Genomic DNA, 26,494 nt, shown 5'->3' with positions numbered 1-26,494 from the left:
CCCGCCGAGCGCTTGAGCAGCTTGAGGGCTCCGCGCCCGGCGAGCTTGCGCCAGATCGGGAACCAGAATACCCAAACCCAACCTGCAGACTCTCGTTATGAATGAGGGACCGGCAGGGGGCAGGTCAGTTCGGTTCCCGCTCTCACTGCGGAATGTGGAAGACCTTCTGCATGAGCGCGGCATCGACGTCAGCCGCGAGGCGGTGCGGTTTTGGTGGCACCGGTTCGGCCCGATGTTCGCGTCCGAGATCCGGCAGAAACGTGCCGAGCGCTTGCGCTTCTGGTCGCAAAAGCGGTGGCACCTGGACGAGATCTTCGTGAAAATCAATGGTGAGCGGCACTACCTCTGGCGGGCCGTTGATCACGAGGGGGAGGTGCTGGAAAGTTTCGTGATAAAGACGCGCGACAAGAAAGCCGCATTGAAATTCCTCATGAAAACTATGCGCAAGCATTGCCGGCCGGAGGCAATCGTGACGGATCGCCTCGGGCCCTATGGTGCCGCTCTCTGGGATATTGGCGCCGGCGTGCGGCACGAAACTTGTCGCCGGGCGAACAACAGGGCCGAGAATTCACACCTGCCGTTCCGACGACGTGAGCGGGCGATGCTCCGTTTCCGGAAAATGCGAAGTCTGAAGAAATTCGTCGCCGTGCACGCCTCCGTCTTCAATCACTTCAACCAGGAACGCAGCGTTTCCAGTCGTTCCCACTTCAAGTCGAACCGCGTCGCCGCTCTGGCCGAGTGGCGCGGCCTCTGCACCGAATAACGAAACCGCTCTCCTGCGATATGGAGACTGGTTCGCATTAGTCTGCCAGCACCGCCAGCCACTGCCATCGATGCGGTTCCATCTCGATGTCGCGACCTGGCTCGCGGGCCGATAGGGCCCGGTGCTCCGTCAGGCCGCTGCCGCGAGCAGCACGCGTGCCATTTGTTTGGCTGACTGCGCCGCCTCGGGCATGTTTCTGACCTGCGCGGTGGCGATGGCGCCTTCCTTGAGCAGGGCGAGTTGCTCGGCGGTTGTTCTTGGGTCGGTCAGGCCAGCCTCCCGGCAGAGCTTTTCGAGGTACTCGACGACCCGGACCTTGTGCTCGGCCGCGAGCCGGTGGGCTGGGTGAGACTGGTCGGCAAACTCGCTTGCGGCGTTGATGAAGGCGCAGCCGGAAAAGCCGAGGCCCTTGAACGCGCGGCCAAGAAACCACTGCTCAAGGGCGTCGAACATCGCCAGCAGGCGCTCGACCGGGTCCGGCGAAGCGGCCTCCATCTCGGCCATGAGCCAGTTGCGGAAGCGTTCGTCGCGCAGTTGGAGCGCGGCGAGGATCAGCTCGTCCTTGGACCGGAAATGCTTGTAGAGAGTCATCTTTGCGACTCCCGATTCGGCGAGGATCCTGTCGATCCCGGTGGCGTGGTAGCCCTGCTGGTAGAACAGCCGAAGGGCGGTATCTATCAGGTGATCGCGGCGGGTGGCCAAAGATTTACTCCGAATAAACAGACTGTTCTGTCTTATATTAAGCAGTTCTTGCCCGGTTTCCAGAGATAACGGTTAGGAGGGGCGCGATCACATCAGCGTCATATGGTTTGACAAATAGACAGACCTGTCTGTTTATATTGGAGATGCAGCAGGGCGCATGGCCCTCACATGAGAGAGACACCAAGATGACCCGTCCCCCGATCCCTCCCTTCACCACGGAGACCGCAACGCAGAAGGTGCGGCTTGCCGAAGATGCCTGGAACGGCCGCGATCCCGAGAAGGTCGCCCTGGCCTATACGCCTGATAGCCAGTGGCGGAATCGGGCGGAACGGTTCAGCGGGCGCGACCAGATCGTCGCCTTTCTCTCGCGCAAATGGGCGCGGGAGCAGGAGTATCGCCTGATCAAGGAGCTCTGGGCGCATGATGGTCACCGGATCGCGGTGCGCTTTGCCTACGAGTACCGTGATGAAAGTGGATCGTGGTTCCGGGCCTACGGCAACGAGAACTGGGAATTTGACGGCGACGGGCTGATGAAGCGCCGGATTGCATCGATCAACGACCTTCCGATCAGCGTGGCGGAACGGGTGATGTTCTGGGAGGGCGATGTCCGCCCGGCGGATCATCCCGGCCTCGGCGACCTTGGCCTCTAGGAGGATTGCCATGCCTTATGCCTATGCAAAACTCGCGTTCACTCCGAGCGTTCGCAGCGAGCAGGCGCGCCATGGATCGGACGAGTTCTATGACCGGCTGCTCTCGGACGAGGTCGATGGGGGCACGGAGCTCACGGCGCGGGAGGCCGCGTTTATCGAGGCGCGGGACGGTGTGTTTCAGGCCACGGTGAGCGAGACCGGCTGGCCCTATGTCCAGTTTCGGGGCGGGGCGCCCGGATTTCTGCGCGTGATCGACCCGAGGACGATTGGCTATGCGGATTACACCGGCAACAAGCAGTATGTCAGTCTTGGCAACCTCAGGGGCAACGACAGGGTCTCGATCCTCGCGGTAGACTTTGCGCAGCGGCGCCGCCTGAAACTCCTGGGGCGCGTCAGTTTCACCGAGGCGCCGGACGTGGTGGCCGCGCTGAACCGGCCGGATGGCCCGCCGGCGGAGCGGGCGGCCATCATCAGGGTCGAGGCCTTCGATTGGAACTGCCCCAAGCATATCCCCCAGAGGCGCACCGACGCGGAGTATGGCGCCGAGATCGCGAGGCTGAACGAACGGATCGCCGAGTTGGAGGCACGCTCTCTCCGGTCCTGACACGACGCGCACGCCGCCCCGGTCGCCCGGGGCGGTGCTTCATTTTCATTCCCATGATTTTTCCCCGAAGTCATATCTGGAGACCGCGATGGCCAGCGTCACATCCGCCTTTACCCACGCCCTTGCGCGTGCCGTCGGTCTGACCCTCCTGCCGGATGGAAGGGTCCGGTCCGATGAGGCCACGGTCTATCGGCTGCGCCTGAGGGCGGATGGGAAGGTCGAGGATCAGAGCTACTTCGAGATGTTGGGCTGGCTCATGACCCGTCAGCCCGACCGGCTTGCGCTCGTGGCGGCCTATGCCGACGCGCTCGAACCGGATCAACTGGGCGTTCTTGGATTTGCGCTCAAGACAGCGCCGACCCTGCGCGACAGCCTCGTCCGGCTGGAGCGCTACTTTCAGGTTTTGACGGATACCGCGGTGTATTCGCTGAAAGAGAGCGGTGAGCTGGCGACGCTTTCGCTCAAGCCGCTGACGGCCAGTCACCCGGCGCTGGTTCTTCGCAACGAAGGGGCGCTTGCCGGGGTCGTCAAGTCGCTGCGCCGCATCGCGGGGTTCGACATCGCCTTCGAGGAAGTCTCGTTCCGGCATGCCTGCGCTGGTGATCCCCGGCGCTATGCCGCCTTCTTCGGCTGCCCGGTGACCTTCGGGGCCCGGGAAGACGGCATCGTCATGTCCAGCGCCACGCTGGCGCTGGAGAGCCGTCTGGGCGACGAGGGGCTCTGCGGGTTTCTGACGGGGCAGTTGGAAGACGCGCTCGATCTGCCGTGCGAGGGGGGATTGCTGCACGACCAGCTCATGCGCCGCATCGCCGCCACGCTCAGCTCGGGCATTCCGCAGGCGGCGGCGATCGCGCGCGACATGGGGATGAGCGAGAGAACCTTTTTCCGCCGCCTTGCGGAGGAGGGGACGACCTTTCGCGATGTTCTGGGCGAGGCGCAGATGCAGCTCGCGCGGGAACTTCTGGAAGAGGGGGACCGCTCGATTGCCGAGATCGCGTTCATGACCGGGTTTTCCGAGCAGAGCACCTTTGGCCGTGCCTTCAAGCGGTCGGTCGGCGTGTCGCCCGCGCAGTACCGCCGGACCCTCGCCGGGCAGGGCCATGTGCCCGGGATCGCCCGCTTGGCAGGTGCGGCCCAAAGGCTGGCAGGCCGGGCCGATACCGGGCGCCCTGCGATTTCCTAACCTGTTGTCATCAGGTCAAGCAGCGCCGCGCACCACCAGGCCGCGACCTTGCTGACGACGAGAGACAGGAGAAATCGACATGAAGGACATGACGTCGTCTTTGATCGCCGCGGTTGCCGCAGCCGTTCTTGCAGGGGCCGTTTCGTTCCTGCTCCTGCCCGGCCATTTGCCGCTGGGTAGCCGGCTGGTGAGCCTTGCGGAGGATCAGCGGGCGGGCTGATCGCGCGGACCGCTCAGGGGCGCGACGACGCCCAACCTCCTTTCCAGAAAACAGAATTCCCGCTTGCCGTGCGCCCGCGCGGGGCTGCGGGGCGGCCGGGCGATGGCCCGGTCAAAGACCCCGTCGGTGCGGAGATCGCGCCGCCGGACCTCAAGACCTGACTTCGAAACCTCAAGACTGGAGACCATTATGGAACATGAACATCACGACAGTTGTGGATGCGATGTCACGCCGGAGCGCGTTGACATGGCGCGCCGCCGGTTGCTGGCAGGCGCCGCCGCCGGTGCCGTCAGCCTGGGTGCCGCATCGGCGCAGGCTGCGACACCGGAAGCAAAGGAGCTTTATGCCGATCCCGAAACGCCAGGGCTGCCCCAGGTCGACATGGAGATCACCCCGGGCCGCACCGCGCTGGTGGTCACGGACCCGCAGATCGACTTTCTGTCCGAGGACGGGGTGACCTGGGGTGTCGTCGGCGAAAGCGTGACGGAGCAGGGCACCGTCGACAATATCGAACGGCTCTTCGTCGCGGCCAAGGCTGCCGGGATGCCCGTGTTCATCTCGCCCCATTACTACTATCCCCATGACCACAAGTGGGCGTTCGAGGGGACGCTGGAAAAGACGATGCACGCCATCGGCATGTTCGACCGCCCCGGTCCTTTGTCGCTGGACGGGTTCCAGGGTTCCGGGGCCGACTGGATGCCGCAGTACAAGCCCTACATCGAGGACGGCGAGACGGTCATCTGTTCGCCTCACAAGGTCTACAGCCCGGCACAGAACGACCTGAACCTGCAGCTGCGCAAGCGCGGGATCGACAAGGTGATCCTTGCGGGGATGTCGGCCAACCTCTGCACCCAGGCCCACCTGTACGAGCTGCTGGAGCTTGGCTTCGAAGTCGCTGTGGTTCGCGACGCGACTGCCGGTGCCAAGGTGCCGGAGGGCGACGGCTATCTCGCCGCCATCATCAACTTCCGCATGGTCGCCAATGGCGTCTGGTGGACCGACGACGCCGTCGAGCGCATCACGCGTGGCGTCTGACCCCTTCCTTCACCCAAACCCTTCCGAAACAAGGACAAACGACAATGACCCGATTTTCCATTCTGATCACCGCAGCGGCCTTTGCCATCGCGCTTGCCCCTGCGGCCTTTGCCGCCGACGAGACCAATGTGGCCAACGGCCTGACGCTGTCCGGGCATCCCCTCGGGATGCATGGCTTCGATCCGGTTTCGATGTTCAAGGCCGACGCGCCGATTCTTGGGGATGCGGAATTCACCTCGGCGCACGAGGGCGTCGACTATTACTTCGCTACCACCGAGACCAAGGCGGCCTTCGATGCGGACCCGGCGGCGATGCTGCCGCAGTTCGGCGGATTCTGTGCCTTCGGGGTCTTCGTGGGCAAGAAGCTGGACGGCGACGTGCGCTACGCCGATATCGTCGATGGCAAGCTCTACCTCTTCGTCAACAAGGCGATCTTCGACAAGTACCTCGAAGACAAGGAGGCGGTGATCGCCGGCGCCTATGCGAAGTGGCCGGGGATCAAGGCGACGCCAGTCGGCGACCTGTAACCGCATCAAAGCGCAAGTCTCGCGGGCCGGGGATATATCCTCGGCCCGGGTTCGTTTGTTCGGACAGGTATTGGGAGCGAGGTTGTTGCGTTGAGGGCCGGTCCGGTCTCGTGTTCCGGGAACACCAGCCGCGCAGACAATGCGGCGGCATCCGAAGCAGGCCCCACGGTCCGTGCCTGAGGATCAACGGAGATCCAGATTGTCTTCGATCAAGATCTCGATGCGGATCTGTTCCTGGGAGACGAGCGGCTGACGCTGATCGCAGCGGGCCTTGAGCAGTCGGATCGCGCTTCGGACGAGGTGGCCGGGGTTTTGCGCGATGACGGCGTCGAGTACGCGTTCCCGCAGCATCGTCTCGGTGTAGCGGGTGCGCTCGTGGGCGATGATCACCTGCAGGGCCGGATCTGTCGCTTTGCGGATCGCCTCGATCGCCAGCCGGGCCTCGGAGCCGAGGATATAGGCCCCGACGATGTCGGCGTGGTTCTCGTAGGAGGTCCGGACCACCCGGCTGGTCCGCTCGGGGTCTCCGAAGGTTTCGAGCGAGGGAAGGGGAGTCAGGTTGGGGAAATCCCGGCTCAGCACCTTGTCGAAGCCAAGGCGGCGCTCGACGCTGTCGAGCGAGTTCATGGTTTCGGAGACCACGACGATCTTGCCGGTCCTGGGGGCGAGGAACCGCCCCAGCAGCCGCCCGGCGGTGGCCCCGGCCGCGTTGTTGTCGACCCCGACGAAATCGACCGGCCGCAGGTCGGGCTGGCCGGAGATGAAGTGGACGACCTGGACGCCACGCTCGACAAGTCGAGTCGTCGCGTCGCGCAGTTGCGGGCTCTCGGGGGCCATGATCGCCACCCCGTCCGAGTCTTCGGGCGAGACCCCGGCCAGAATCTCTGCCGCCCTGTGCGGGTTGTTCGGCAGGGCGCAGCGATAGGAGACGTTGATCTCGTCGAGGCGCAGGGCGGTGCGGGCCTCCTTGATGCGGCCGATCACGGTGGCGAGGAAATCGTCCCCGGTTTCCGGCAGCAGGAACTCGAAACGGTAGTTGCGCCCGCGGGCCAGGTTCGCGGCGTTCTGGTTCCGGACAAATCCAATCTTCTGAATGGCTTCGTTGACGGCGTTGACGGTTTCCTCGCGGACGCCGGACCGCTTGTTCAGCACGCGATCAACGGTCGCCAGGCTGACGCCGGCGGCCTTGGCGAGGTCTTTCGTGGTCGGGCGCATCGGGGCGGTCTCCGTCAACTTACGGGTCAGCGTTGTCGCCCAATCCGGGGGCGAACGCAACGAGCTTGAGGTGCGTACATCATATTTTACTTGCTCTGATGTACGTACCTCAAGTAATAATTGCTCAGCTTTGTGGGGCGAGGAGGTCCCCGAGCTGATCAGGGAGGACAACAAATGGATTTTAATCGGACCATGTCCGTCGCGGCCGCCGCTATTGTTGCGGGAAGCGCTGCTGCAAGGGCTGACGACCTCACTCTTTGCTGGGCGGCCTGGGACCCAGCCAACGCACTCGTGGAACTGTCGAAGGACTTCGAGGCCCTGACCGGGCACAAGATGTCCTTTGAATTCGTGCCCTGGCCGAACTTCGCGGACCGCATGCTCAACGAACTGAACTCCGGCGGTGAGCTTTGCGACCTGATGATCGGGGACAGCCAGTGGATCGGCCTTGGCGCGGAGGCCGGGCATTACATCAAGCTGAACGATTTCTTCGAGGCCGAAGGGATCAGCATGGATGATTTCCTTCCCGCGACGGTGACGGGCTATGCCGAATGGCCCAAGGGCACGCCGAACTACTGGGCGCTGCCGGCCTATGCCGACGTCGTGGGCTGGACCTATCGCAAGGACTGGTTCGACAAGCCCGAGCTTCAGGCCGAGTTCAAGGAAAAGTACGGCCGCGCGCTTGAAGCGCCCAAGACGCTGGACGAGCTGATGGAGGTCGCCAAGTTCTTCCAGAAGCGCGAGATCGACGGCAAGACGGTCTATGGCGCGGCGATCTATACCGAGCGCGGCTCGGAAGGCATCACCATGGGCGTGACCAACGCGCTCTACAACTACGGCTTCAGCTACGGCACCCCCGAGGAGCCCTACAAGCTTGAGGGCGTGGTGAATTCGCCGGAAGCGGCGAAGGGGCTCGAGTATTACAAGGAGCTCTACGACTGCTGCACCCCTCCGGGGTCGTCCGACTGGTACATGTCCGAGGATATCGACGCCTACAAGTCGGGGCAGGTCGCGCTGCAGATGAACTTTGCCTTCATCTGGCCGGGGGTCGAGGCCGACCCGAACGTGGGCGGCGGCAAGTCGGGTTACTTCGCGAACCCCGCCGGGCCCGATGGCCACTTTGCCCAGCTGGGCGGGCAGGGCATCTCGGTGGTGTCCTACTCCGACAGCCAGGATGCGGCGCTGGAATACATCAAGTGGTTCGCCCAGCCCGAGATCCAGCAGAAATGGTGGGACATGGGCGGCGCCTCGGCCATGCGTGCGGTGGTGGAGGCCCCGGACTTTGCCTCCAGCCAGCCGTTTGCGCAGACCTTCCTCGACAGCATGGCCATCGTGAAGGACTTCTGGGCGGAACCGTCCTACGCTTCGCTGCTGCTCTCGATGCAGGACCGGGTCCACAAGTACGTGGTCGCAGGTGAGGGCACCGCGCAGGAGGCGCTCGACGCGCTGGTCAAGGACTGGACCGAGGTCTTCGAGGACGACGGCAAGATCTGACCCGTTGCCCCGCACCGGCCGGTCCGGTGCGGGGCCTGTCAGCCCGCGGCCACCCTACGGGACGCGAGATGAAGACCAAGGCACGCAAGGGACCACAGATGACCAATTCGATGATCGAGCGGGCCGCCGTGGCCACGCCGCCCACTGTTGCACGGCGGATCAGGGGGCTCTCGGACCGCGCCATCGCCTGGATCTTCGTGGCGCCGACGATCTTCCTGCTGCTGGCGGTGAACATCTTTCCGCTGATCTGGACCATCCGCCTGAGCTTTACCAACTTCCGCGCCAACCGGCCCAATGCCGAGGTGGAGTGGGTCGGTCTGCGCAACTACCAGCGGATCCTGACCGATCCCGACATCTGGGCGACGATGCAGGCGACGGCGCATTTTCTGATCTGGACGCTGGTGTTCCAGGTGCTGATCGGTTTCACGCTGGCGTGGCTGATCAACCGAAAGTTCAAGGGCAACGACCTCTGGACCACGATCATCGTGCTGCCGATGATGCTGTCGCCCGCCGTGGTCGGCAACTTCTGGACCTTCCTGTACCAACCGCAGATCGGCCTGTTCAACTACGCGGTGGCCTTCTTCACCGGCGCCGATCCCACCAGCTTCAGCATGATCGGCGACGTGGCGCTGGCGCCCTGGGCCATCGTGATCGTCGACACGTGGATGTGGACGCCCTTCGTGATGCTGATCTGTCTTGCGGGCCTGCGGTCGATCCCGGATTCGATCTACGAGGCGGCGGAATGCGACCGGGCGTCGAACTGGCGGCAGTTCTGGACCATCACCCTCCCCATGGCGCTGCCCTTCCTGATGCTGGCGGTGCTGTTCCGGGGCATCGAGAACTTCAAGATGTTCGACCTCGTGGTGCAGCTGACCGGCGGAGGGCCGGGGTCCACCACCGAGCTGACCTCGATCAACCTCAAGCGCGAGGCCTTCGAGAAGTGGCGCACGGGCTATTCCTCGGCCTACGCGATCATCCTTTTCGTGACGGTCTTCGGGCTGGCCTCGATCTACGTGAAGGCCCTGAACAAGGTGAAGGAACGATGATGCAGGCGATGCGCTTTGTTGGGTCGATCCGCGCTCTGGGCTTGTGCCGTGGGGGCGCGGGGGGTGTGCTTTGTGGTCTCGGGGTCCCGGGGCGGGCCCGGGACGTAGGCGTAGGTCGCGCCGCGGAGTTGGGCCGGGGCCTCGCGAGGAGGAGCGGGCGATGAGTGATTTCTCGGTAACCGAGCCGTCGCCGGGCCAGAAGTGGATCGCGGGTGTGCTGGTCGCGCTCTATGCAGTCATCACCATCCTGCCGCTGGTCTGGATCATCGCCACGGGGTTCAAATCCTCGGCGGATTCCATCGCCTATCCGCCCAAGGTCCTGTTCGAGCCGCAGCTGGAGGGGTACGTCAATCTCTTCACCACGCAGACCCGGCAGACGGCCGAGTATTTGGCCCAGCATCCGCCGCAGACATGGTACGAGAAGATCGTCCACGATCGCGGGCTCGTCATTGCCGGACCCTCGCGCTTTGGCGAGCGGTTTCTGAACTCGGTGATCATCGGGTTCGGCTCCACCTTTCTGACCATCGTGCTCGGGACGCTGGCCGCCTATGCCTTCTCGCGGTTCCGGGTGCCGCTCAAGGACGACCTGCTGTTCTTCATCCTCTCGACGCGGATGATGCCGCCGATTGCGGTCGCGATCCCGATTTTCCTGATGTTCCGCTCGCTCGGCCTGAGTGACACCCATGCGGGGATGATCCTGCTTTATACTGCGGTCAACCTGTCGCTGGCGGTCTGGCTGCTGAAGGGGTTCATCGACGAGATCCCGATGGAGTACGAGGAGGCGGCGCTGATCGATGGCTATACCCGTTTTCAGGCCTTCAACCGGGTGGTGCTGCCGCAGGCGGCCACTGGCATCGCGGCCACCGCGATCTTCTGCCTGATCTTCGCGTGGAACGAATACGCCTTCGCGGTGCTGCTGACATCGGGCACGGCCCAGACGGCGCCGCCCTTCATTCCGACCATCATCGGCGTCGGCGGCCAGGACTGGCCCGCCGTGGCCGCCGGGGCGACGATCTTCCTGTTGCCGGTCATGGTCTTCACCATCCTTCTGCGCAAGCACCTGCTGCGGGGGATCACATTCGGAGCGGTTCGGAAATGACACAGCCTCCATTGGATACCGAAGCCAACCCGACCGCTGGCGCCTCCTCTCGGCGAGGCCCCGGCGGGGGCGTAGGGGCGGGGCGCCGCATCTTCGTGCGTGGCCCGTGGGAGATGGCGGCCTCCGTCCTCATCGGCGTCGGAGTGGTGATGCTGATGCAGCCCTTCTTTCTCTGGGCCTTCAGCTGGTCCTTCTCGGTGACGCTGCTCGGCACCGTCATGTTCATCATCGTCAGCCACTTCCCGGAGTAGGACATGGCCCAGATCAGGATCGAGAACGTCCGCAAGGATTTCGGCAGTTTCACGGCGGTGAAATCCTCGAGCTTCACCATCGAGGACGGCGAATTCTTCATGCTGCTCGGCCCCTCGGGCTGCGGCAAGACGACGACGTTGCGGATGATGGCGGGGCTCGAACTGCCGACGTCGGGGCAGATCTACATCGACGGCGAGGAGGTGGGGCGCAAGCGGGCCCGGGACCGCGATATCGCCTTCGTGTTCCAGATGTTCGCGCTCTACCCGCATATGACGGTGGGCGGAAACATCAGCTATCCGCTCAAGAGCCAGGGGATGCCTCGGGCCGAGATCAAGCGGAGGGTGGGCGAGGTCGCCCGCATCCTCGGGATCGAGGACATCCTGACGCGCCCGGTGGGCGGGCTTTCGGGCGGGGACCGTCAGCGCGTCGCGCTGGGCCGCGCCATCGTGCGGGATCCGAAGGCCTTTTTCATGGACGAACCGCTCGGCGCGCTGGATGCCGAGTTCCGCGAGCACATGGCCGAGGAACTGCGTGCGCTACATGACCGGATGGGGGCGACGACGGTCTACGTGACGCACGACCAGCTCGAGGCCATGCAGATGGGCGACAAGATCGTGGTGATGAACCACGGTGTGGTCGAGCAGTTCGGCAAGCCGCAGGAGATTTACGACTGGCCCGCGACCATGTTCGTGGCCGAGTTCATCGGCTCGCCTCCGATGAACTTTCTCGCCTTCGATGGGGCCGTGCAGCCGGGCGCGATGGGCGTCATGCTGGGCGATGCGCCGGTCACGGTGCCCGAGGCGCGCGAGGGGCACAGCGGCAGTCTGGCGCTGGGAATCCGGCCCGAACATGTGCGGCTGGACGACCGCGCCGCCTATCGTGGGACCGTGATCGCGGTTGAATACCTCGGGACGACGCAGATCGTGACGCTCAGCTCGCGCTTTGGAGACATCAAGGCGCGCATTGCGAGCAGCCAGAGGGTTCGCGAGGGCGAGACCACCGGGCTGAGCTTCAACGAGCGGACCGTGACGCTTTTCAACCGCGAGACCGGTCAGGCGCTGCGCTCTGCCGCCAACGAGGGGGTGTTGCGTCATGGCTGAAGTCGTTCTGGACCGCATCACCAAGAGTTTCGGGCAGACCCTCGCGCTGGACGACGTGTCGCTGACGATACCGGATGGCGCCTTTGTCGTCTTGCTCGGTCCCACCGGCGCGGGCAAGACCACCGTGCTGCGCAGCGTGGCGGGGCTGGAACAGCCCGACAGCGGGACCGTGCAGATCGGGGGCACAACGGTCACCGACCTGACTCCGGCGCAGCGCAACGTGGCGATGGTGTTTCAGCAGTACTCGCTCTACCCGCATATGTCCGTGCGCGAGAACCTTGCCTTTCCGCTGAAATCGCCCCTGCTGAAGACCCCGCCGGAACAGATCGCCCGGAAGGTCGCCGAGGTGGCCGAGACCCTGCGCATCTCGCACAAGCTCGACAACAAGGCGACGGCGCTCTCGGGGGGCGAGATGCAGCGCGTTTCCATCGGGCGGGCGCTGGTGCGCAACCCGTCGGTCTACCTGATGGACGAGCCGCTGAGCTCGCTTGATGCCAAGCTGCGGGCAGACCTGCGGGTGGAACTGAAGAACATCCAGTCGCAGTCGGGCGCGACCTTTCTCTACGTGACGCATGACCAGATCGAGGCCATGACGATGGCGACCCACGTGGGCGTGCTGGATCACGGGCGCCTCGTGCAGTTCGGAACGCCGCGCGAGATCTACGAGAATCCGGTCAGTATCTATGCCGCCAGCCGCCTTGGGCAGCCGCGCATCAACGTGCTGCCCGCGACCCTGTTCGCCGGGGCCCCGGCCCGGGCCAAGAGCATCGGCCTGCGCCCCGAGCAGATCCGGCAGGGGGAGGGGGATGAGAGCACGGTGAAACGTGTCGAGCATCTGGGCGACCAGACCCGGCTGCACCTGAGCTTTCGCAATCACGACCTGATCACCGTGACCGATGCGCATACGACCCTGTCCGCTGGCGATACGCTTCGGATCTTGCCGGTCGACCCGTTCTATTTCGACGCCTCCGGCGCCCGCGTTTACTGAGGGAGGACCCTGTGACACAGTTTGTGAACAAGAAAGAGGACATTGTCGCGGAGGCCGTGGACGGCCTGATCCGCGCGTCTGGCGGGGCACTTTCGCGGCTCGACGGTTATCCCCACATCCGCGTCGTGTTGCGCAGCGACTGGGACAAGTCCGCCGTCGCGCTGGTGTCGGGCGGCGGGTCCGGTCACGAGCCGGCGCATGCGGGCTTCGTGGGAGAGGGGATGCTGACGGCGGCGGTCTGCGGTGACGTCTTCGCCTCGCCATCGGTGGATGCGGTGCTTGCCGGTATCCTCGCGGTGACCGGCCCGGCGGGCTGCCTGCTGATCGTCAAGAACTACACCGGCGACCGCCTCAACTTTGGCCTTGCGGCCGAGCGCGCCCGTGCCTTTGGCCTGAAGGTCAGCATGGTCGTGGTCGACGACGACATCGCGCTCCCCGATCTGCCGCAGGCGCGGGGCGTTGCGGGGACCCTGTTCGTTCACAAGATCGCGGGCGCGCTGGCGCAGAGCGGCGCGGATCTGGAGACCGTGACGGCGGCGGCCGAGCGGGTGATCGCGGGGACCAGATCGATCGGGATGTCGCTCGACACCTGCACGGTTCCGGGCACGCCCAAGGAGCAGCGTATCCTGCCCGGCAAGGCCGAGCTTGGCCTTGGCATCCACGGTGAGGCGGGGGTTGAACAGGTCAGCTATTCCGACGCCCAAACGGCGATGCAGATGGTGTCGAAGCGGCTGAGCGAACAGATGGAGCCCGGCAGGCCCTATGTTGCGCTGCTGAACAATCTCGGGGGGACCTCTGTCCTCGAGATGCAGATCCTGGCCTACGAGCTTGCCAAGTCGCCGATAGGGGAGCGGCTGACGCATGTGATCGGGCCATCGCCGATGATGACCTCGCTCGACATGCGCGGTTTCTCGGTGTCTGTCTATGCGCCGGACGCCGAAGGTATCGAGGCGCTTTCGGCTACGACTCCGCTGGTGGCGTGGCCGGGGCTGTCCACGCTGGGCGAGGTGCGCGTCGTGGCCCTGCCGGACGGGCTGCGCCCGATCCGCCCGGTGCCATCGGATCATCCGCAGACGAGGGCGTTCCTGACCCGCTGTTGCGAGGTGTTCATCGAGGCCGAGGCGGATCTCAACTTGCTTGATGCGCGGACGGGGGATGGTGACACCGGCTCGACCCTTGCCGGTGCCGCGCGGGCCTTGCTGAGTGCGATGGACCGTCTTCCGCTGGCGGATCACACGCAGCTCTACCGGGCGATCGGTCTGGAATTGAGCGAGACGATGGGCGGGTCCTCCGGGGTGCTGCTGGCGATCTTCTTTGCTGCGGCGGGGGATGCCGCGTCGAGCGGGCATTCGCAGCGCGAGGCCCTGAAGGTCGGCTTGGCCCGGATGCAGGAGATCGGTGGCGCGCGGGAGGGGGACCGGACAATGATCGACGCCCTGTTGCCCGCGCTGGACAACCTGCCCGAGGGGTTGACCCAAGCCGCCCGGGCGGCCCGAGAGGGGGCGAACCGGACCGCGGACATGACCACGGCCAATGCGGGGCGATCCTCCTATCTGAACGCCGAGCAATTGAAGGGGCAGGTCGATCCGGGGGCCGAGGCCGTCGCCCGCCTGTTCGAGAGGCTCGCCGACTGCCGTTCGAAGGATTTTGCCTGAGCTTCCCTGTCGCCATGCGCGCCGGGGCGATGGCGGCCGGGGTGTTCCCCGGCCGTCGCCGACGGGGACGAAATGCGCGGTTGACAATTCATACTAAAATAGTCAGGTAAGTCGCGCCCAGCCACGCCGCGAGACGGTTCGCCCGGTCGGATCACGTTGCATCGCATTCCGCGATGCCAGCTGGGAGCATCGGAATTGCGAAAGACAACGGCACGCGCCACCGGTCGGGCGAGGGCGCAATGACAGGGGCAAACGGACACGGTTGCGAACGGCGCGCCCCGGCGCGGGGCGAGAGCGTCGATGACCTGAACCTGACGGGTGCGGAACGCGGGGTGTTGAGCGTCGCGCGCTGCTTCTTCCATAGCTTTGCGCGGCCGGAGAGCCAGGCCTGGATGGAGGCGCTGAGCGAGACCGAAGCGCTTTTTGGTTCCGAGGCCGGGCCGGGTATCGCCCATCGTATCCTTGGCGTGTTGCAGGCCGTGCGCGGTGCGCGGCGGTCGACCTTCATGTTCAACCCGGCGCGCTGCCCGTCCTGTTCGCGCGCGGTCACGTCCGAGGAGCGGCGGCTGATGCTGGCGCTTGTCGCGGTCGGGCGCGGGGATGCGGGGAGCGCCCATGTGGAGACCATGCTGCTCTGCGAAGGCAACGATATCGCGCCGGTGCTGGGGGCGATGGAGGAGCTCGTGGAAATCCTGCCCGAGCGCCGCGATATGGTCGGGCGCCGTCGCGGGCTGTTGGGGATGCGCGGATGACACAGGCGATGAGCGAACCGATGGTCGAGGCGCTGGACCCGGTCGAACGCAGGCTGCTGCCGGTGCTGCGCTGCTTTCTCTCGGCCCTGCAGGCTTCGGCGGGGCGCGATTGGCGGCAGGGCTATGATCTTGCCGCCGAGGTCTGGGGCGAGGGGCGCGGGCTGGCCATTGCACATCGCACGCAGGCCTTTGTCGGCGCGCTGCTGCAGAGCCGGGGCCGCGCGTTGACCCACGGGGACGCCTTTTGCTCCGAGGCGCGCGAAACGCTGACCACCGACGAGCGGATGATCCTTTCGCTTCTGGCCCACATCCGGGCGGATGAAACGCGGGAGGCGCGGCATCTGCTGGCGCTGCTCACGGCTGGTCGCATCGAAGGGGCGGTGGTGCATGCCGCCCTGTCGCTCTGCGCCCTGCTGGAGGGTCGCCAAACCTCGTCGCGCAATGGGGCAGCCGTGCGGCTGGCGGTGGTGCCGGGAAGCGGCGCCGCCTGAGGCGCCCCCGGCCCGGGGGGCGCCGTCGGCACCGGCCTACCAGAGCTGGGTGCGGTAATTCTCTTCCAGCCGTTCGTCGATCTTGCTGGCTTCCTCGGCGATGGCGGTCTGGTCGCGCAGGATTTCTCCGAGGCTCGGCATCTCGCTGCGGTCCGGCCATGTCTCGGGCTTCCACAGGCCCGAGCGGATGTAGGCTTTGGCGCAGTGCATGTAGACCTCCTGCACCTCGATCACGAGCACGGAGAGGGCCGGGCGGCCGTTCATGCCGAGCGTTTCGCAGAGCGCCGGGTCGGTCGTGATCCGGCCCTTGCCGTTGATCCGCAGGGTTTCGTTCATGCCGGGGATCATGAACAGCAGGCTGACCGCCGGGTTGCGGACGATGTTCTCCATCGTGTCGAGCCGCCTGTTGCCCGGCCGGTCGGGGATCGCGATGGTGTGGTCATCGAGGACGCGGACGAAGCCGGGACCGTCGCCACGGGGCGACACGTCACCAAGGCCGCCGGGAGTCTGGGTGCCGATCGCCGCAAAGGGCGAGCGGGCGAGAAAGGCGCGGGCATGGGGATCCAGCACTGCCATCTGTTTCTTGAGCGCGCCCTCGCTGGCGGCGCCGTAGACCTCCCGCAGGCTCTCGAGAGTTTCGATGAATTCCATGGCTGGTTCCTTGTTCATGACCTTCTTTCCGGTGAGTTGTAACGGCCCGCCGTGAAAACGATACTTTTTTCAACCGGTTTGCCGGAGAACCGGGAGTTGTGACGGGCGGGTGATGATATCCTGCTCCAATGAGCGCCGGTTGCGCGGGCTGGCGTCCGCGCGCCCGCGACCGGGTGCCTCCCGTCGGTGGGGCCGCGTATTTGTGAAAATGTCATGGACCAAATCCGCGCCGGGGGCGTTAAACTCCCGGGTCAGGTGCGCAGGAGCTGGCAATGACGGGGTCCGATACCTTGTTTCAACCGGGGAAGAACTGTTGGCGGGTCGAGGACGCCGGCCGGTTCGCGATGATCGTCGACGGTGCGGATTACTTCGTCGCCGTGCGCGAGGCGATGACCCGGGCGCAGCACAGCATCTACCTGATCGGCTGGGATTTCGATGCGCGCATCAAGCTTGGCAGCGAGACGGCGGAAGGGCCGGAGACGCTTGGCGATTTCATCCTGTGGCTGGCGAACCGGACGCCTTCGCTGGAGATCCGGTTGCTGCGCTGGGACACGGGGGCATTCAAGGCGGTGTTCCGGGGCAATACGCTGGTGAAGATCCTGCAGTGGAAGTGGCACAAGCGGATCACGCTGCAACTGGACAGCGCGCATCCTTTTGCGGGGTCGCACCATCAGAAGATCGTGGTGATCGACGACCGCATGGCCTTTTGCGGGGGCATCGACATGACCATCGGGCGGCTGGACAGCCGGGCCCACAAGGACGACGACCCGATCCGGACCGCGCCGAACGGAACGATCATGAAACCCTGGCACGATGCGACCAGCGCCTTTGACGGGCCGGCGGCGCGGGCGATGGGCGACCTTGCGCGCGAGCGCTGGGCGGCGGCGACGGGAGAGACCCTGCCGCCGGTCGAGGCGACGGGGTCGTGCTGGCCCGATGGGCTGGAACCGGAGCTGAACGACATCCGCATTGCCATCGCGCGGACCTGGCCCGAGACGGCGGAACACGAGCCGGTCCACGAGATCGAGAGCATGTATATCGACCTGATCAACTCGGCCAAGAACATCATCTATGCCGAGAGCCAGTACTTTGCCTCGCGCCGGGTGGCGCAGGCCATCGCCTGCAGGCTGGTCGAGGAGGACGGGCCGGAGATCGTCATCATCAACCCGGTTTCGGCGGAAGGCTGGCTGGAGCCCATCGCCATGGACAGTGCGCGGGCGCGGCTGATGGAGGCGCTGGAACGGGTCGACCGGCACGACCGGCTGCGGCTTTACCATCCGGTGACCGCGAAGGGGGAGGAGATCTATGTCCACGCCAAGGTGATGGTGGTGGACGACAGCTATATCCGCGTGGGCTCTTCCAACTTCAACAACCGCTCGCTGCGCTTCGATACCGAATGCGACGTGGTGCTGAGCAAGGATGCGACCTCGGGCGAGGACGTGGCCGAGCGCATTGCCCTGCGGCGCAACGACCTGATCGCCGAGCACCTCGACACGACGCCAGAGGCGGTCGCGGAGGAGCTGGCGCGGCGCGGATCGCTGATCGCCGCCATCGACGCGCTGCGCGCGCAGTCAGGGGGGCGGACGCTGATCGACTTCGAGATGCCCGAACTGAGCACCATCGAGGCGGTGATCGCGGACAACGAGATACTGGACCCGGTGGAGCCGGACGCGATCTTTGAGCCGCTGGGAAAGCGTGGCCTGTTCAAGGGATGGAGCGACCGGCTGCGCGGTCACATGCGGCGCCTTGCAGGGCGCGGGAGAGAGGGCCGGCCCTCGGAATCGAGGTGAAGGCCGGCCGGTGAGCGTTGGCGCCGGGGTCAGCCGACGATCAGCTGCTTGAGCTTGAGCGCCTCGTATTCCAGCGCGGTCAGGCGATAGTTCACCACGTCGCCGATCGAGATCATCCCGATCAGCAGGCCATCCTCCATCACCGGCATGTGGCGGAACCTGCCATCGGTCATGCGCCGCAGCACGCGGACGAGCGATTCGCCGGGGCTGGTGGTCTGCACCTCTTTCGACATCAGTTCGGCCACGGTCTGGGGCAGGGTGCGGCCCGGGGTATCGGCCAGACGGCGCACGATGTCGCGCTCCGAGAGGATGCCGAGAAGGATCCCTTCCTCGTCCCGGACCAGAAGCGCGCCGATGCGCTTGTCGCGCAGAACCTCGACGGCCTTACCCACGGTGGTGTCGGGGGTGATCCAGAACAGGTCTCTCCCCTTGCTGTCCAGAACGTGACGCACCGTGACCTGCGCGGCGGGCAGGTTGGTGTCGAGCGACTGGCTGTTGGTCTTTTCGTGCTCGACCGAGTCGCGGGTCTTTGGCGTATAAGAAGCAGGCATGGCAGTCTCTCCCTTGTTCTCCCCCTACAACGTATTGCAAAACGCGGCCGGGTAAACGATTTCCGGCAAGGGAGCACAACTTGGGCGAGTTCGCACTTTCTCCGGCGATGGCCACGGTGCTGTTCGTGATCGCCTGCCTTGCGGGATACAGCTATCGGCGGGTGTGGAAGGCCGAAGGGCCGCGCAGCAAGCTGTGGCTGTTCGGTCTGGTGGCCGCCGCCGCGCTGCTGACGCTGGGGTTCCTGCCCGTCACCACGGGGTGACGCCGGGCAGGTCGTGATTTGAGGGAGAGCGCGGGGCGCCTAGTTGGTTCTGGCCTCGGCCCGTTCCAGCATCTGGCGCGCGCGCGGGCATTCCAGCCGGTCGCGCAGCGGGCTGTCGGGGTCGATGTCCTTCTTGCAGACAAGGCACTTGTCGGCGCCTGCGACGGCGTTCAGCCCGCCGCAGCTGCCCTTGATGGTGCGCCCGCTGAACATCACGCCAATCGCCATGCCCGCCATGACGATCATCAGCAGTCCGAAAGCCAGAAGGAAGGTCGACATGTGTTAGCCCTGCGTTCGGTTCCGGGGAAAGCGGTTCAGGCGGTGAGGGCCGCGAAACGCTCGGAGGCGATGGTCTTGAACCCGGATGTGGTGTTTCCGGCGTCGCGGTCAATGAACAGCACCGCCATCTCACGCTCATTTGCGATTTCGAGACCGCGCTCGCGGCCGAGGACGAGCAGGGCGGTGGCCCATGCGTCGGCCAGCATCGCGTTCTCGGTCAGCACGGTCACCGATGCGGTATCGTGGGTGACCGGGCGGCCGGTGGTGGCGTCGATGATGTGCGAGTAGCGCTTGCCGTCGTAGTCGAAGAAGTTGCGGTAGTCGCCCGAGGTCGCCATGCCCATGTCGGAGACGCCGACGACCTTCATCACGCCGCGATCGAAGCTCTGCGGGGTCTCGATGCCGATTCGCCATGCCTGGCCATCGGGGTTCTTGCCCGCGGTGTAGAGGTCGCCGCCGATTTCGACCATGTAGTCGGTAATGCCGAAGTCCTTCATCACGGCCGCGACCTGATCAACGCCGAAGCCCTTGCCGATGGAGGACAGGTAAATCTCGGATTCGGACTTGAGCTTGGTGAAGGAGCCGTTGCCCAGTTCGACCGACTGCGACTGGCCGCAGCAGGCCATCGCCTGTGCGATGTCGCTGTCGCTGGGCATGTCGGTGCGGGTGTGCCCGGCGCCGAAGCCCCAGAGGTCGATCAGCGCGCCCACGGTCACGTCGAAGCCGCCGCCGCTGGCGGCGTGAACGTCGGAAGCTGCTTGCATCACATGGAAAAGTTCGGGCGAGACGGACAGCGTTTCACCTGCGGAGGCGGCATTGAAACGCGAGATTTCCGAGGTCGCGTCCCAGTTCGACATCTGCGTGTTCACCCGGGCAAGCGCGGTGTCGACCGCTGCCTGCAGATCGGCCTGCTTGACCTCCTTGCTGTGGTCGATGGCGGTGATCGAGTAGCTGGTTCCCATCGTCAGTCCGCTCAGTTCGAGGACGGACCATCCTTTCTTGCAGGCTGCCAGGGCAAGCGGCATGACCATGAAGCTACGGCGAGAAAGGAGAAGAGGGTTAGACACGGGCCTACTCCGGATAAGCTGCGAATTTACTAAGGTGCGTTCAGCTTGCTTCTGAGGCAGAACGGCACTGGGATCAACACGGATTTAATAAGTACGCCCAACCGCCTTCCAAACCGTGGCTCGCTGTCGCATAAGACAGCCGGAAAATCGACAGGACATAAGACGTGCAGCAACACAAGTTGAGAAAAGGTCTGGATGTGCCGGTGCTGGGGGCGCCCGGCGACGGGATAGAAGACCAGGAAGCAGTCCATACCGTTGCCGTTCTGGGGCAGGATTACATAGGCTTGAAGCCCCGCCTCGCGGTTCAGGAGGGAGATGTCGTCGCCGCCGGTGCGCCGATTCTCGCGCACAAGGACACGCCCGAGGTTCAGGTCACCGCGCCGGTTTCGGGGCGAATCAAGGCGATCAACCGTGGCGCGCGCCGTGTTCTCGTCAGCGTCGAGATCGAGGTCGATCCCGCCGCCGCCGAGCCGCTGGACTTTTCGCAGGTGGGCGATGACAGCACCGCCGCGGGCGTGGCCGAGCGCCTCTGCGCCTCGGGCCTCTGGACCTCGTTCCGGACGCGGCCCTATTCGAAGGTTCCTGCCGCGGACGCGACTCCCGCCGCGATCTACGTGACCGCGATGGACAGCGAGCCGCTCTCGGCGGATGCCGCGGTGATCATCAACGACGATCCGGCGGCCTTTGCCCGCGGGCTTGCCGCGGTCGCGCTGCTGACCGAGGGCAAGACCTATCTCTGCCAGGAGACCGGCGCATCGATCCCTGGGGCCGACCTGCCGGGTATCACCGCTGTCGCCTTCTCCGGGCCGCACCCGGCGGGGCTGGCGGGGACGCACATGCATTTCCTCGAACCGCCCTCGGCGTCCAAGACCGTCTGGACCATCGGGTACCACGACGTGATCGCCATCGGGCGTCTGATGCTGACCGGCAAGCTGGACAGCCGCCGCATCGTGGCCCTGACCGGGCCGATGTGCAGCCGTCCGCGCCTTGTCCGCACCATTGCCGGAGCCTCGATGACCGAGCTCTGCGCCGCCGACCTGACCGGTTCGGAGCAGGTGCGGGTGATTTCGGGGTCGATCCTGAGCGGCCGCGCGGGGCAGGGGGCGACGGCCTACCTGGGCCGCTATGCCCGGCAGGTGACGCTGATCAAGGAAGACCGCGAGCAGATCCCGATGGGCTGGATCCGCCCGATGGCATCGAAGTACGCGGTGCAGCCGGTGCTGGGTTCGGCGCTGAGCAACAAGCTTTATGCGCTGACCTCGAACCTCAACGGCGGCCGTCGCGCGATGGTGCCGACCGGGACCTTCGAGACGCTGATGCCGCAGGACTTCCTGCCGACGCAGCTGCTGCGCTCGCTGCTGGTGATGGATACCGACACCGCCCAGGCGCTTGGCGTGATGGAGCTGGACGAGGAAGATCTCGCGCTCTGCGGTTTTGCCTGCCCCGCCAAGTATGAATATGGCATCGCCCTGCGCGACAGCCTCACCAAGATCGAGAAGGAGGGGTAAGGCCGATGGGTCTCCGCGCATTCTTCGACAGACTCGAGCCGCAGTTCACCAAGGGCGGCAAGTACGAGAAGTATTTCCCGCTCTACGAGATGGTCGAAAGCTTCATCTACACGCCCAAGACGGTGACCACGGTTGCCCCGCATGCCCGCTCCTACATCGACATGAAGCGGATCATGACCTACGTGGTGCTGGCCACGGTGCCCTGTATCCTCTTCGGGCTCTACAACACCGGGCTTCAGACCAACCTCGCGATTGCCGAACTCGGGCCCTCGGGCTGGCGTGCGGCGATCATCGAGGCGCTGGGGATCGGGTTCAACCCGGCCAACCCGCTGGCCAACATGCTGCACGGGCTGCTGTATTTCCTGCCTATCTACATCGTCACGCTGGTGGCGGGCGGCATTTTCGAAGTGATCTTTGCCGTGGTGCGCCGGCACGAGGTGAACGAGGGCTTTCTCGTGACCTCGATGCTCTACACCCTGATCATGCCGGCGACCGCGCCGCTGTGGCAGGTGGCGCTGGGCATCATCTTTGGCGTGGTGATCGGCAAGGAAGTCTTTGGCGGTACCGGCAAGAACTTCCTGAACCCGGCGCTGGTGGGCCGTGCCTTCCTGTACTTCGCCTATCCGGCGCAGATGTCGGGTGACACGGTCTGGACCCCGGTCGACGGGTTCTCGGGGGCCACCGCCCTCGCGGTCGGCGCCTCGGACGGCTATGCCGCGCTGCCCGCGCACGGGATCACGTGGATGGATGCGTTCATCGGCACGATCCAGGGCTGCCTTGGCGAGACCTCGACCATCGCCTGCCTGATCGGTCTGGTCTTCCTGCTGGCGACACGGATCGCCAACTGGCGGCTGATCGTCGGCTGCCTTGCCGGGATGATCGCGTTCTCGAGCCTGCTGAACTGGATCGGTTCCGACAGCAACCCGATGTTCGCGATGCCCTGGTACTGGCACCTGGTGCTGGGCGGCTATGCCTTCGGCTTGGTGTTCATGGTGACCGAGCCCGTCTCGGCCTCGCACACCAACGTCGGGCGCTACATCTACGGCGCGCTGATCGGCTTCATGGTGGTGATGATCCGGGTGATCAACCCGGCGTTCCCGGAAGGCATGATGCTTGCCATCCTCTTCGGCAACGTATTTGCCCCGCTGATCGACTACTTCGTCATTCAGGCCAACATCAAACGGAGGGCGAAACGCAATGCCTGAAGCCAACGAGCAAAAGGGCCTGATCCGTCGTTTCCTCGAAATGCCGGCGGACTCCGTTTCCAAGACGGTGATCGTGGCCGTCGTGCTGTGTCTCGTGGCCTCGATGGTGGTGTCGGCCGCCGCTGTGGCGCTGCGCCCCGTGCAGGAAGAGAACAAGCTGCGCGACAAGCGGGTGAACATCCTGCAGGTTGCCGGGGTCTATGACCCGTCGGTTCCGGTGAACGAGGCCTTTGCGGCCTTTGAACCGCACGTGCTGGACCTGTCGACCGGTGAGTTCACCGACCAGTTCGACATCGAAACCTTCGACCAGCTGGCGGCCAGCGGCGACCCGGCCATCGTGCGGGCGCTGGACGAGGACCCGGCTGGCCTTGGCGGCACGATGCAGGTCTATCGCATGGTCTACCTGCTGCGCGACGATCAGGGCGGGATCGACAAGGTGATCCTGCCGATCGAGGGCTACGGGCTGTGGTCCACCCTTTACGGGTTCATCGCGCTGGAAGAGAACGGCAACGACATCTTCGGCCTGCAGTTCTACCAGCAGGGTGAAACGCCGGGTCTTGGGGCAGAGGTCGACAACCCGCGCTGGAAAGCGCTGTGGAACGGCAAGAAGCTCTTTACCGAGGATGGCAAGCTTGCGATCACCGTCGCGAAGTCGCCCCCGCCGGAGGGGACGGACTTTTACGTGGATGCACTCGCCGGGGCCACGCTGACCTCGCGCGGGGTGGACAACCTGGTGCGTTTCTGGATGGGCGAGGCCGGTTACGGCACCTTCCTTGAGCGGCTGAAGGCAGGAGAGGTCGACTGATGGCCCAGACATATCGTTCGCAACTGATCGACCCGCTGGTCGACAACAACCCGATCACCCTGCAGGTCCTTGGCATCTGTTCGGCGCTGGCGGTGACCTCCTCGATGCAGGTGGCCTTTGTCATGGCGCTGGCGGTGACGCTGGTGACGGCCTTTTCGTCGATGTTCATCTCGATGCTGCGCAACCAGATCCCGAGTTCGATCCGGATCATCGTGCAGATGGTCATCATCGCCTCGCTGGTGATCGTCGTGGACCAGCTGCTCAAGGCCTATGCCTACGAGATCTCCAAGACGCTGTCGGTCTTCGTGGGCCTGATCATCACCAACTGCATCGTGATGGGCCGCGCCGAGGCCTTTGCCATGAAGAACCCGCCGATCGCGAGTTTCATCGACGGCATCGGCAACGGGCTGGGCTATGGCCTGCTGCTGATGGTGGTCTCGGTGTTCCGCGAGCTCTTCGGCTCGGGGTCGCTGTTCGGCATCACCATTCTTCCGACGGTGAACAACGGCGGCTGGTACGTTCCGAACGGCCTGCTGCTGCTGCCGCCCTCTGCGTTCTTCGTGATCGGCCTGATCATCTGGGGCATCCGCACCTGGAAACCGGGTCAGGTCGAAGAGCGTGAATACAAGATCCAGACGGTGGAGGCACACTGATGGAAGGTCTCGTTTCCCTCGCGGTCAAGGCTGTCTTCATCGAGAACCTTGCCCTCTCGTTCTTCCTCGGCATGTGTACCTTCCTTGCCGTGTCCAAGAAGATCTCGACGGCCATGGGCCTCGGGATCTCGGTGATGGTCGTGCAGGCGCTGACCGTGCCGGCCAATAACCTGCTGCTGAACTACCTGCTGGCGCCCGGTGCGCTGGCATGGGCGGGTTTCGGTGACGTCGACCTGACCTTCCTCGGCCTGATCTCGTACATCGGGGTGATCGCCGCGCTGGTTCAGATCCTCGAGATGATCCTCGATAAGTACTTCCCGCCGCTCTACAACGCGCTGGGTGTGTACCTGCCGCTGATCACGGTGAACTGCGCCATTCTGGGCGGTTCGCTGTTCATGGTGGAGCGCAGCTACAACTTTGCCGAGGCGGCGACCTACGGCGTGTCCTCCGGGTTCGGCTGGGCGCTGGCGATCACCGCGATGGCGGGGGTCCGGGAGAAGCTGAAGTACTCCGACATCCCGGACGGGCTGCAGGGTCTCGGCATCACCTTCATCACCGCTGGCCTGATGGCGATGGCCTTCATGTCGTTCAGCGGCGTGAAACTGTAAGGAAAGGCCAACAATGACGACTTTCGCACTTGGCGTCCTGCTGTTCACGCTGATCGTCATCGTCCTGGTGACGGTGATCCTGGCGGCGCGCTCCAAGCTGGTCAGCAGCGGTAACGTCAACATCACCATCAACGGTGAAAAGACCATCTCCGTCCCCTCCGGCGGCAAGCTGCTGCAGACGCTGGCGGCGCAGAAGATGTTCGTGCCCTCCGCCTGTGGCGGCGGCGGCACCTGCGCGCAGTGCCGTGTCCGCATCCACTCGGGCGGCGGGTCGATCCTGCCCACCGAGGAAACCCACATCACCAAGCGTGAGGCCGCCTGTGGCGACCGGCTGTCCTGTCAGGTTGCCGTCAAGCAGGACATGGAGATCGAGGTTCCCGAAGAGGTCTTCGGGGTCAAGAAGTGGGAATGCACCGTCCGTTCGAACGAGAACGTTGCGACCTTCATCAAGGCCCTTGTTCTGGAACTGCCCGAAGGCGAGGACGTGAACTTCCGCGCCGGTGGCTACATCCAGATCGAAGCGCCCGCGCACAAGCTCTCGTACAAGCAGTTCGACGTCGAGCAGGAGTACCGGGAGGACTGGGACAAGTTCAACCTGTGGCAATACGAGTCGGTGGTCGAAGAGCCCATCGAGCGCGCCTACTCGATGGCGAACTACCCGGACGAGAAGGGCATCATCATGCTCAACGTCCGCGTCGCCTCGCCGCCGCCGAACTCGACCGGCATTCCGCCGGGCCAGATGTCGTCCTACATCTTCAACCTCAAGCCCGGTGACAAGGTTACCATTTCCGGTCCCTTCGGCGAGTTCTTCGCCCGTGACACCAAGAAGGAAATGGTCTTCATCGGCGGGGGCGCGGGGATGGCACCGATGCGCTCGCACATCTTCGACCAGCTCAAGCGGCTGGAGAACCGCGACCGCAAGATCACCTTCTGGTACGGCGCGCGCTCCAAGCGCGAGATGTTCTTCGTCGAGGATTTCGACGAGCTGGCCAAGGAGTTCGACAACTTCGAATGGCACGTGGCGCTGTCCGATGCGCTGCCGGACGATCACTGGACCGGCTACACCGGGTTCATCCACAACGTGCTGTACGAGGAATACCTCAAGAACCACCCGAACCCGGAAGACTGCGAGTTCTACATGTGTGGTCCCCCGATCATGAACCAGTCGGTCATCAACATGCTGCTGGATCTGGGCGTGGACCGAGAGGACATCATGCTCGACGACTTCGGCGGGTAAAGTTACCAACTTCGGGCGCGCGAGCGCCCGAAGTCTTTTCAAGCCTTTGCCGTCTGTTCGGGATGCACCGGAGAGACAGGAGGGGCAGGGCGCGCGCTATCACG

29 protein-coding genes and 1 pseudogene are annotated in these 26,494 nt (G+C 64.7%); 24 read left to right on the top strand and 6 right to left on the bottom strand.

Annotated features, from left to right (window positions below):
• Window positions 1–127 precede the first annotated feature (127 nt).
• Window positions 128–763: pseudogene (locus DDT93_RS23875) on the top strand (IS6 family transposase); the annotation flags it as partial.
• A gap of 129 nt (window positions 764–892) precedes the next feature.
• Here DDT93_RS23875 and DDT93_RS23870 read toward each other — a convergent pair.
• Window positions 893–1,465: a TetR/AcrR family transcriptional regulator gene (locus DDT93_RS23870; protein ID WP_109468427.1), complete on the bottom strand. Its 573-nt coding sequence runs from the start codon at window positions 1,463–1,465 to the stop codon at window positions 893–895.
• Window positions 1,466–1,650: 185 nt separating this feature from the next.
• On the opposite strand from DDT93_RS23870, the gene DDT93_RS23865 reads away from it, so the two are divergent.
• The 6 genes from DDT93_RS23865 to DDT93_RS23845 all read left to right on the top strand — a co-directional run bounded on the left by DDT93_RS23865 (window position 1,651) and on the right by DDT93_RS23845 (window position 5,684).
• A complete protein-coding gene (locus DDT93_RS23865; protein WP_109468426.1) occupies window positions 1,651–2,115 on the top strand; it encodes a nuclear transport factor 2 family protein in 465 nt (154 codons plus the stop codon).
• 10 nt (window positions 2,116–2,125) lie between these two features.
• Window positions 2,126–2,719 (top strand): pyridoxamine 5'-phosphate oxidase family protein, encoded by a 594-nt coding sequence (locus DDT93_RS23860; RefSeq protein ID WP_109468425.1) that lies wholly within the window; start codon window positions 2,126–2,128, stop codon window positions 2,717–2,719.
• An 88-nt stretch (window positions 2,720–2,807) separates the two neighbouring features.
• Window positions 2,808–3,902, top strand: a complete 1,095-nt coding sequence (locus tag DDT93_RS23855; RefSeq protein WP_109468424.1) for an AraC family transcriptional regulator — start codon at window positions 2,808–2,810, stop codon at window positions 3,900–3,902.
• A gap of 79 nt (window positions 3,903–3,981) precedes the next feature.
• Window positions 3,982–4,122: a hypothetical protein gene (locus DDT93_RS26600; RefSeq protein WP_157960275.1), complete on the top strand. Its 141-nt coding sequence runs from the start codon at window positions 3,982–3,984 to the stop codon at window positions 4,120–4,122.
• A 189-nt stretch (window positions 4,123–4,311) separates the two neighbouring features.
• Complete coding sequence (locus DDT93_RS23850) at window positions 4,312–5,157, top strand: cysteine hydrolase (protein WP_198654956.1); 846 nt, start codon at window positions 4,312–4,314, stop codon at window positions 5,155–5,157.
• Between the two features lie 44 nt (window positions 5,158–5,201).
• A complete protein-coding gene (locus tag DDT93_RS23845; RefSeq protein ID WP_109468422.1) occupies window positions 5,202–5,684 on the top strand; it encodes a YHS domain-containing (seleno)protein in 483 nt (160 codons plus the stop codon).
• A 183-nt stretch (window positions 5,685–5,867) separates the two neighbouring features.
• Here DDT93_RS23845 and DDT93_RS23840 read toward each other — a convergent pair whose 3' ends face one another.
• Complete coding sequence (locus DDT93_RS23840; RefSeq protein ID WP_109468421.1) at window positions 5,868–6,899, bottom strand: LacI family DNA-binding transcriptional regulator; 1,032 nt, start codon at window positions 6,897–6,899, stop codon at window positions 5,868–5,870.
• 174 nt (window positions 6,900–7,073) lie between these two features.
• Here DDT93_RS23840 and DDT93_RS23835 point away from each other — a divergent pair, with 174 nt between their 5' ends.
• The 9 genes from DDT93_RS23835 to DDT93_RS23800 all read left to right on the top strand — a co-directional run bounded on the left by DDT93_RS23835 (window position 7,074) and on the right by DDT93_RS23800 (window position 15,773).
• Window positions 7,074–8,390, top strand: a complete 1,317-nt coding sequence (locus DDT93_RS23835; RefSeq protein WP_109468420.1) for an ABC transporter substrate-binding protein — start codon at window positions 7,074–7,076, stop codon at window positions 8,388–8,390.
• Window positions 8,391–8,488: 98 nt separating this feature from the next.
• Window positions 8,489–9,436 (top strand): carbohydrate ABC transporter permease, encoded by a 948-nt coding sequence (locus DDT93_RS23830; RefSeq protein ID WP_109468433.1) that lies wholly within the window; start codon window positions 8,489–8,491, stop codon window positions 9,434–9,436.
• 160 nt (window positions 9,437–9,596) lie between these two features.
• Window positions 9,597–10,535 carry a carbohydrate ABC transporter permease gene (locus tag DDT93_RS23825; protein ID WP_109468419.1) on the top strand — a complete coding sequence of 313 codons (939 nt, stop codon included), beginning with the start codon at window positions 9,597–9,599 and terminating at the stop codon, window positions 10,533–10,535.
• Entirely contained in the window at window positions 10,532–10,786 is a 255-nt protein-coding gene (locus tag DDT93_RS26595) for a hypothetical protein (RefSeq protein ID WP_157960274.1), read from the top strand. The genes DDT93_RS23825 and DDT93_RS26595 overlap by 4 nt, the downstream gene beginning before the upstream one ends.
• Window positions 10,787–10,789: 3 nt before the next feature.
• Complete coding sequence (locus DDT93_RS23820; protein ID WP_109468418.1) at window positions 10,790–11,887, top strand: ABC transporter ATP-binding protein; 1,098 nt, start codon at window positions 10,790–10,792, stop codon at window positions 11,885–11,887.
• A complete protein-coding gene (locus DDT93_RS23815) occupies window positions 11,880–12,875 on the top strand; it encodes an ABC transporter ATP-binding protein (RefSeq protein WP_109468417.1) in 996 nt (331 codons plus the stop codon). Before DDT93_RS23820 ends, DDT93_RS23815 begins: the two co-directional genes overlap by 8 nt.
• Window positions 12,876–12,886: 11 nt before the next feature.
• Window positions 12,887–14,530 (top strand): dihydroxyacetone kinase subunit DhaK, encoded by a 1,644-nt coding sequence (locus DDT93_RS23810; RefSeq protein ID WP_109468416.1) that lies wholly within the window; start codon window positions 12,887–12,889, stop codon window positions 14,528–14,530.
• Between the two features lie 239 nt (window positions 14,531–14,769).
• Window positions 14,770–15,282, top strand: a complete 513-nt coding sequence (locus tag DDT93_RS23805) for a hypothetical protein (RefSeq protein ID WP_109468415.1) — start codon at window positions 14,770–14,772, stop codon at window positions 15,280–15,282.
• On the top strand, window positions 15,279–15,773 hold the full coding sequence (locus tag DDT93_RS23800; protein WP_157960273.1) for a hypothetical protein: 495 nt from the start codon (window positions 15,279–15,281) through the stop codon (window positions 15,771–15,773). The genes DDT93_RS23805 and DDT93_RS23800 overlap by 4 nt, the downstream gene beginning before the upstream one ends.
• Window positions 15,774–15,809: 36 nt before the next feature.
• On the opposite strand, the gene DDT93_RS23795 is transcribed toward DDT93_RS23800, so the two are convergent.
• Complete coding sequence (locus tag DDT93_RS23795) at window positions 15,810–16,442, bottom strand: pyridoxamine 5'-phosphate oxidase family protein (RefSeq protein WP_198654955.1); 633 nt, start codon at window positions 16,440–16,442, stop codon at window positions 15,810–15,812.
• A 254-nt stretch (window positions 16,443–16,696) separates the two neighbouring features.
• Here DDT93_RS23795 and DDT93_RS23790 point away from each other — a divergent pair, with 254 nt between their 5' ends.
• On the top strand, window positions 16,697–18,214 hold the full coding sequence (locus tag DDT93_RS23790) for a phospholipase D-like domain-containing protein (protein WP_109468413.1): 1,518 nt from the start codon (window positions 16,697–16,699) through the stop codon (window positions 18,212–18,214).
• 29 nt (window positions 18,215–18,243) lie between these two features.
• Here the strand turns inward: DDT93_RS23790 and DDT93_RS23785 are convergent, their stop codons facing one another.
• Complete coding sequence (locus DDT93_RS23785; RefSeq protein WP_109468412.1) at window positions 18,244–18,765, bottom strand: CBS domain-containing protein; 522 nt, start codon at window positions 18,763–18,765, stop codon at window positions 18,244–18,246.
• Between the two features lie 80 nt (window positions 18,766–18,845).
• Here DDT93_RS23785 and DDT93_RS23780 point away from each other — a divergent pair, with 80 nt between their 5' ends.
• Window positions 18,846–19,028, top strand: coding sequence for a hypothetical protein (locus tag DDT93_RS23780; protein WP_109468411.1), 183 nt, complete (start codon window positions 18,846–18,848; stop codon window positions 19,026–19,028).
• A gap of 39 nt (window positions 19,029–19,067) precedes the next feature.
• Here the strand turns inward: DDT93_RS23780 and nqrM are convergent, their stop codons facing one another.
• Both nqrM and DDT93_RS23770 read right to left on the bottom strand, forming a co-directional pair.
• Complete coding sequence (gene nqrM, locus DDT93_RS23775) at window positions 19,068–19,307, bottom strand: (Na+)-NQR maturation NqrM (RefSeq protein WP_109468410.1); 240 nt, start codon at window positions 19,305–19,307, stop codon at window positions 19,068–19,070.
• 35 nt (window positions 19,308–19,342) lie between these two features.
• Entirely contained in the window at window positions 19,343–20,374 is a 1,032-nt protein-coding gene (locus tag DDT93_RS23770) for an FAD:protein FMN transferase (RefSeq protein ID WP_109468409.1), read from the bottom strand.
• A 164-nt stretch (window positions 20,375–20,538) separates the two neighbouring features.
• Between DDT93_RS23770 and DDT93_RS23765 the strand changes: the two genes are divergently transcribed.
• Genes DDT93_RS23765 through nqrF form a run of 6 tightly spaced genes read left to right on the top strand, consistent with a single transcriptional unit; the run spans window position 20,539 to window position 26,390 of the window.
• A complete protein-coding gene (locus tag DDT93_RS23765) occupies window positions 20,539–21,882 on the top strand; it encodes a Na(+)-translocating NADH-quinone reductase subunit A (protein ID WP_109468408.1) in 1,344 nt (447 codons plus the stop codon).
• A 5-nt stretch (window positions 21,883–21,887) separates the two neighbouring features.
• Complete coding sequence (locus tag DDT93_RS23760; protein WP_109468407.1) at window positions 21,888–23,087, top strand: NADH:ubiquinone reductase (Na(+)-transporting) subunit B; 1,200 nt, start codon at window positions 21,888–21,890, stop codon at window positions 23,085–23,087.
• Window positions 23,080–23,892, top strand: coding sequence for a Na(+)-translocating NADH-quinone reductase subunit C (locus DDT93_RS23755; protein WP_109468406.1), 813 nt, complete (start codon window positions 23,080–23,082; stop codon window positions 23,890–23,892). Before DDT93_RS23760 ends, DDT93_RS23755 begins: the two co-directional genes overlap by 8 nt.
• Window positions 23,892–24,545, top strand: coding sequence for an NADH:ubiquinone reductase (Na(+)-transporting) subunit D (locus DDT93_RS23750; RefSeq protein ID WP_109468405.1), 654 nt, complete (start codon window positions 23,892–23,894; stop codon window positions 24,543–24,545). The genes DDT93_RS23755 and DDT93_RS23750 overlap by 1 nt, the downstream gene beginning before the upstream one ends.
• Entirely contained in the window at window positions 24,545–25,153 is a 609-nt protein-coding gene (nqrE, locus tag DDT93_RS23745; protein WP_109468404.1) for an NADH:ubiquinone reductase (Na(+)-transporting) subunit E, read from the top strand. Before DDT93_RS23750 ends, nqrE begins: the two co-directional genes overlap by 1 nt.
• A gap of 13 nt (window positions 25,154–25,166) precedes the next feature.
• The gene (nqrF, locus tag DDT93_RS23740; protein ID WP_109468403.1) at window positions 25,167–26,390 is read left to right on the top strand and encodes an NADH:ubiquinone reductase (Na(+)-transporting) subunit F; all 1,224 of its coding nucleotides are present in this window, start codon (window positions 25,167–25,169) and stop codon (window positions 26,388–26,390) included.
• Window positions 26,391–26,494: the final 104 nt, after the last annotated feature.

Origin of the sequence: Albibacillus kandeliae, assembly GCF_003116585.1 — a bacterium.
GTDB lineage: Bacteria > Pseudomonadota > Alphaproteobacteria > Rhodobacterales > Rhodobacteraceae > Albibacillus > Albibacillus kandeliae.
Note: the sequence above shows the minus strand (reverse complement) of the source record. Positions and strands in the feature narration are given on the sequence as shown.

Bases quoted from the DNA above. Each gene is read 5' to 3' on its own strand.
- DDT93_RS23860 (WP_109468425.1), top strand. From the start codon at position 2,126: ATGCCTTATGCCTATGCAAAACTCGCGTTCACTCCGAGCGTTCGCAGC.
- DDT93_RS23855 (WP_109468424.1), top strand. From the start codon at position 2,808: ATGGCCAGCGTCACATCCGCCTTTACCCACGCCCTTGCGCGTGCCGTC.
- DDT93_RS26600 (WP_157960275.1), top strand. From the start codon at position 3,982: ATGAAGGACATGACGTCGTCTTTGATCGCCGCGGTTGCCGCAGCCGTT.
- nqrM (WP_109468410.1), bottom strand. From the start codon at position 19,307: ATGTCGACCTTCCTTCTGGCTTTCGGACTGCTGATGATCGTCATGGCG.
- nqrE (WP_109468404.1), top strand. From the start codon at position 24,545: ATGGAAGGTCTCGTTTCCCTCGCGGTCAAGGCTGTCTTCATCGAGAAC.
- DDT93_RS23795 (WP_198654955.1), bottom strand. From the start codon at position 16,442: ATGAACAAGGAACCAGCCATGGAATTCATCGAAACTCTCGAGAGCCTG.
- DDT93_RS23755 (WP_109468406.1), top strand. From the start codon at position 23,080: ATGCCTGAAGCCAACGAGCAAAAGGGCCTGATCCGTCGTTTCCTCGAA.
- DDT93_RS23830 (WP_109468433.1), top strand. From the start codon at position 8,489: ATGACCAATTCGATGATCGAGCGGGCCGCCGTGGCCACGCCGCCCACT.
- DDT93_RS23805 (WP_109468415.1), top strand. From the start codon at position 14,770: ATGACAGGGGCAAACGGACACGGTTGCGAACGGCGCGCCCCGGCGCGG.
- DDT93_RS23850 (WP_198654956.1), top strand. From the start codon at position 4,312: ATGGAACATGAACATCACGACAGTTGTGGATGCGATGTCACGCCGGAG.
- DDT93_RS23790 (WP_109468413.1), top strand. From the start codon at position 16,697: ATGACGGGGTCCGATACCTTGTTTCAACCGGGGAAGAACTGTTGGCGG.
- DDT93_RS23840 (WP_109468421.1), bottom strand. From the start codon at position 6,899: ATGCGCCCGACCACGAAAGACCTCGCCAAGGCCGCCGGCGTCAGCCTG.
- DDT93_RS23815 (WP_109468417.1), top strand. From the start codon at position 11,880: ATGGCTGAAGTCGTTCTGGACCGCATCACCAAGAGTTTCGGGCAGACC.
- DDT93_RS23785 (WP_109468412.1), bottom strand. From the start codon at position 18,765: ATGCCTGCTTCTTATACGCCAAAGACCCGCGACTCGGTCGAGCACGAA.
- nqrF (WP_109468403.1), top strand. From the start codon at position 25,167: ATGACGACTTTCGCACTTGGCGTCCTGCTGTTCACGCTGATCGTCATC.
- DDT93_RS23825 (WP_109468419.1), top strand. From the start codon at position 9,597: ATGAGTGATTTCTCGGTAACCGAGCCGTCGCCGGGCCAGAAGTGGATC.
- DDT93_RS23835 (WP_109468420.1), top strand. From the start codon at position 7,074: ATGGATTTTAATCGGACCATGTCCGTCGCGGCCGCCGCTATTGTTGCG.
- DDT93_RS23760 (WP_109468407.1), top strand. From the start codon at position 21,888: ATGGGTCTCCGCGCATTCTTCGACAGACTCGAGCCGCAGTTCACCAAG.
- DDT93_RS23845 (WP_109468422.1), top strand. From the start codon at position 5,202: ATGACCCGATTTTCCATTCTGATCACCGCAGCGGCCTTTGCCATCGCG.
- DDT93_RS23750 (WP_109468405.1), top strand. From the start codon at position 23,892: ATGGCCCAGACATATCGTTCGCAACTGATCGACCCGCTGGTCGACAAC.
- DDT93_RS23820 (WP_109468418.1), top strand. From the start codon at position 10,790: ATGGCCCAGATCAGGATCGAGAACGTCCGCAAGGATTTCGGCAGTTTC.
- DDT93_RS26595 (WP_157960274.1), top strand. From the start codon at position 10,532: ATGACACAGCCTCCATTGGATACCGAAGCCAACCCGACCGCTGGCGCC.
- DDT93_RS23800 (WP_157960273.1), top strand. From the start codon at position 15,279: ATGACACAGGCGATGAGCGAACCGATGGTCGAGGCGCTGGACCCGGTC.
- DDT93_RS23865 (WP_109468426.1), top strand. From the start codon at position 1,651: ATGACCCGTCCCCCGATCCCTCCCTTCACCACGGAGACCGCAACGCAG.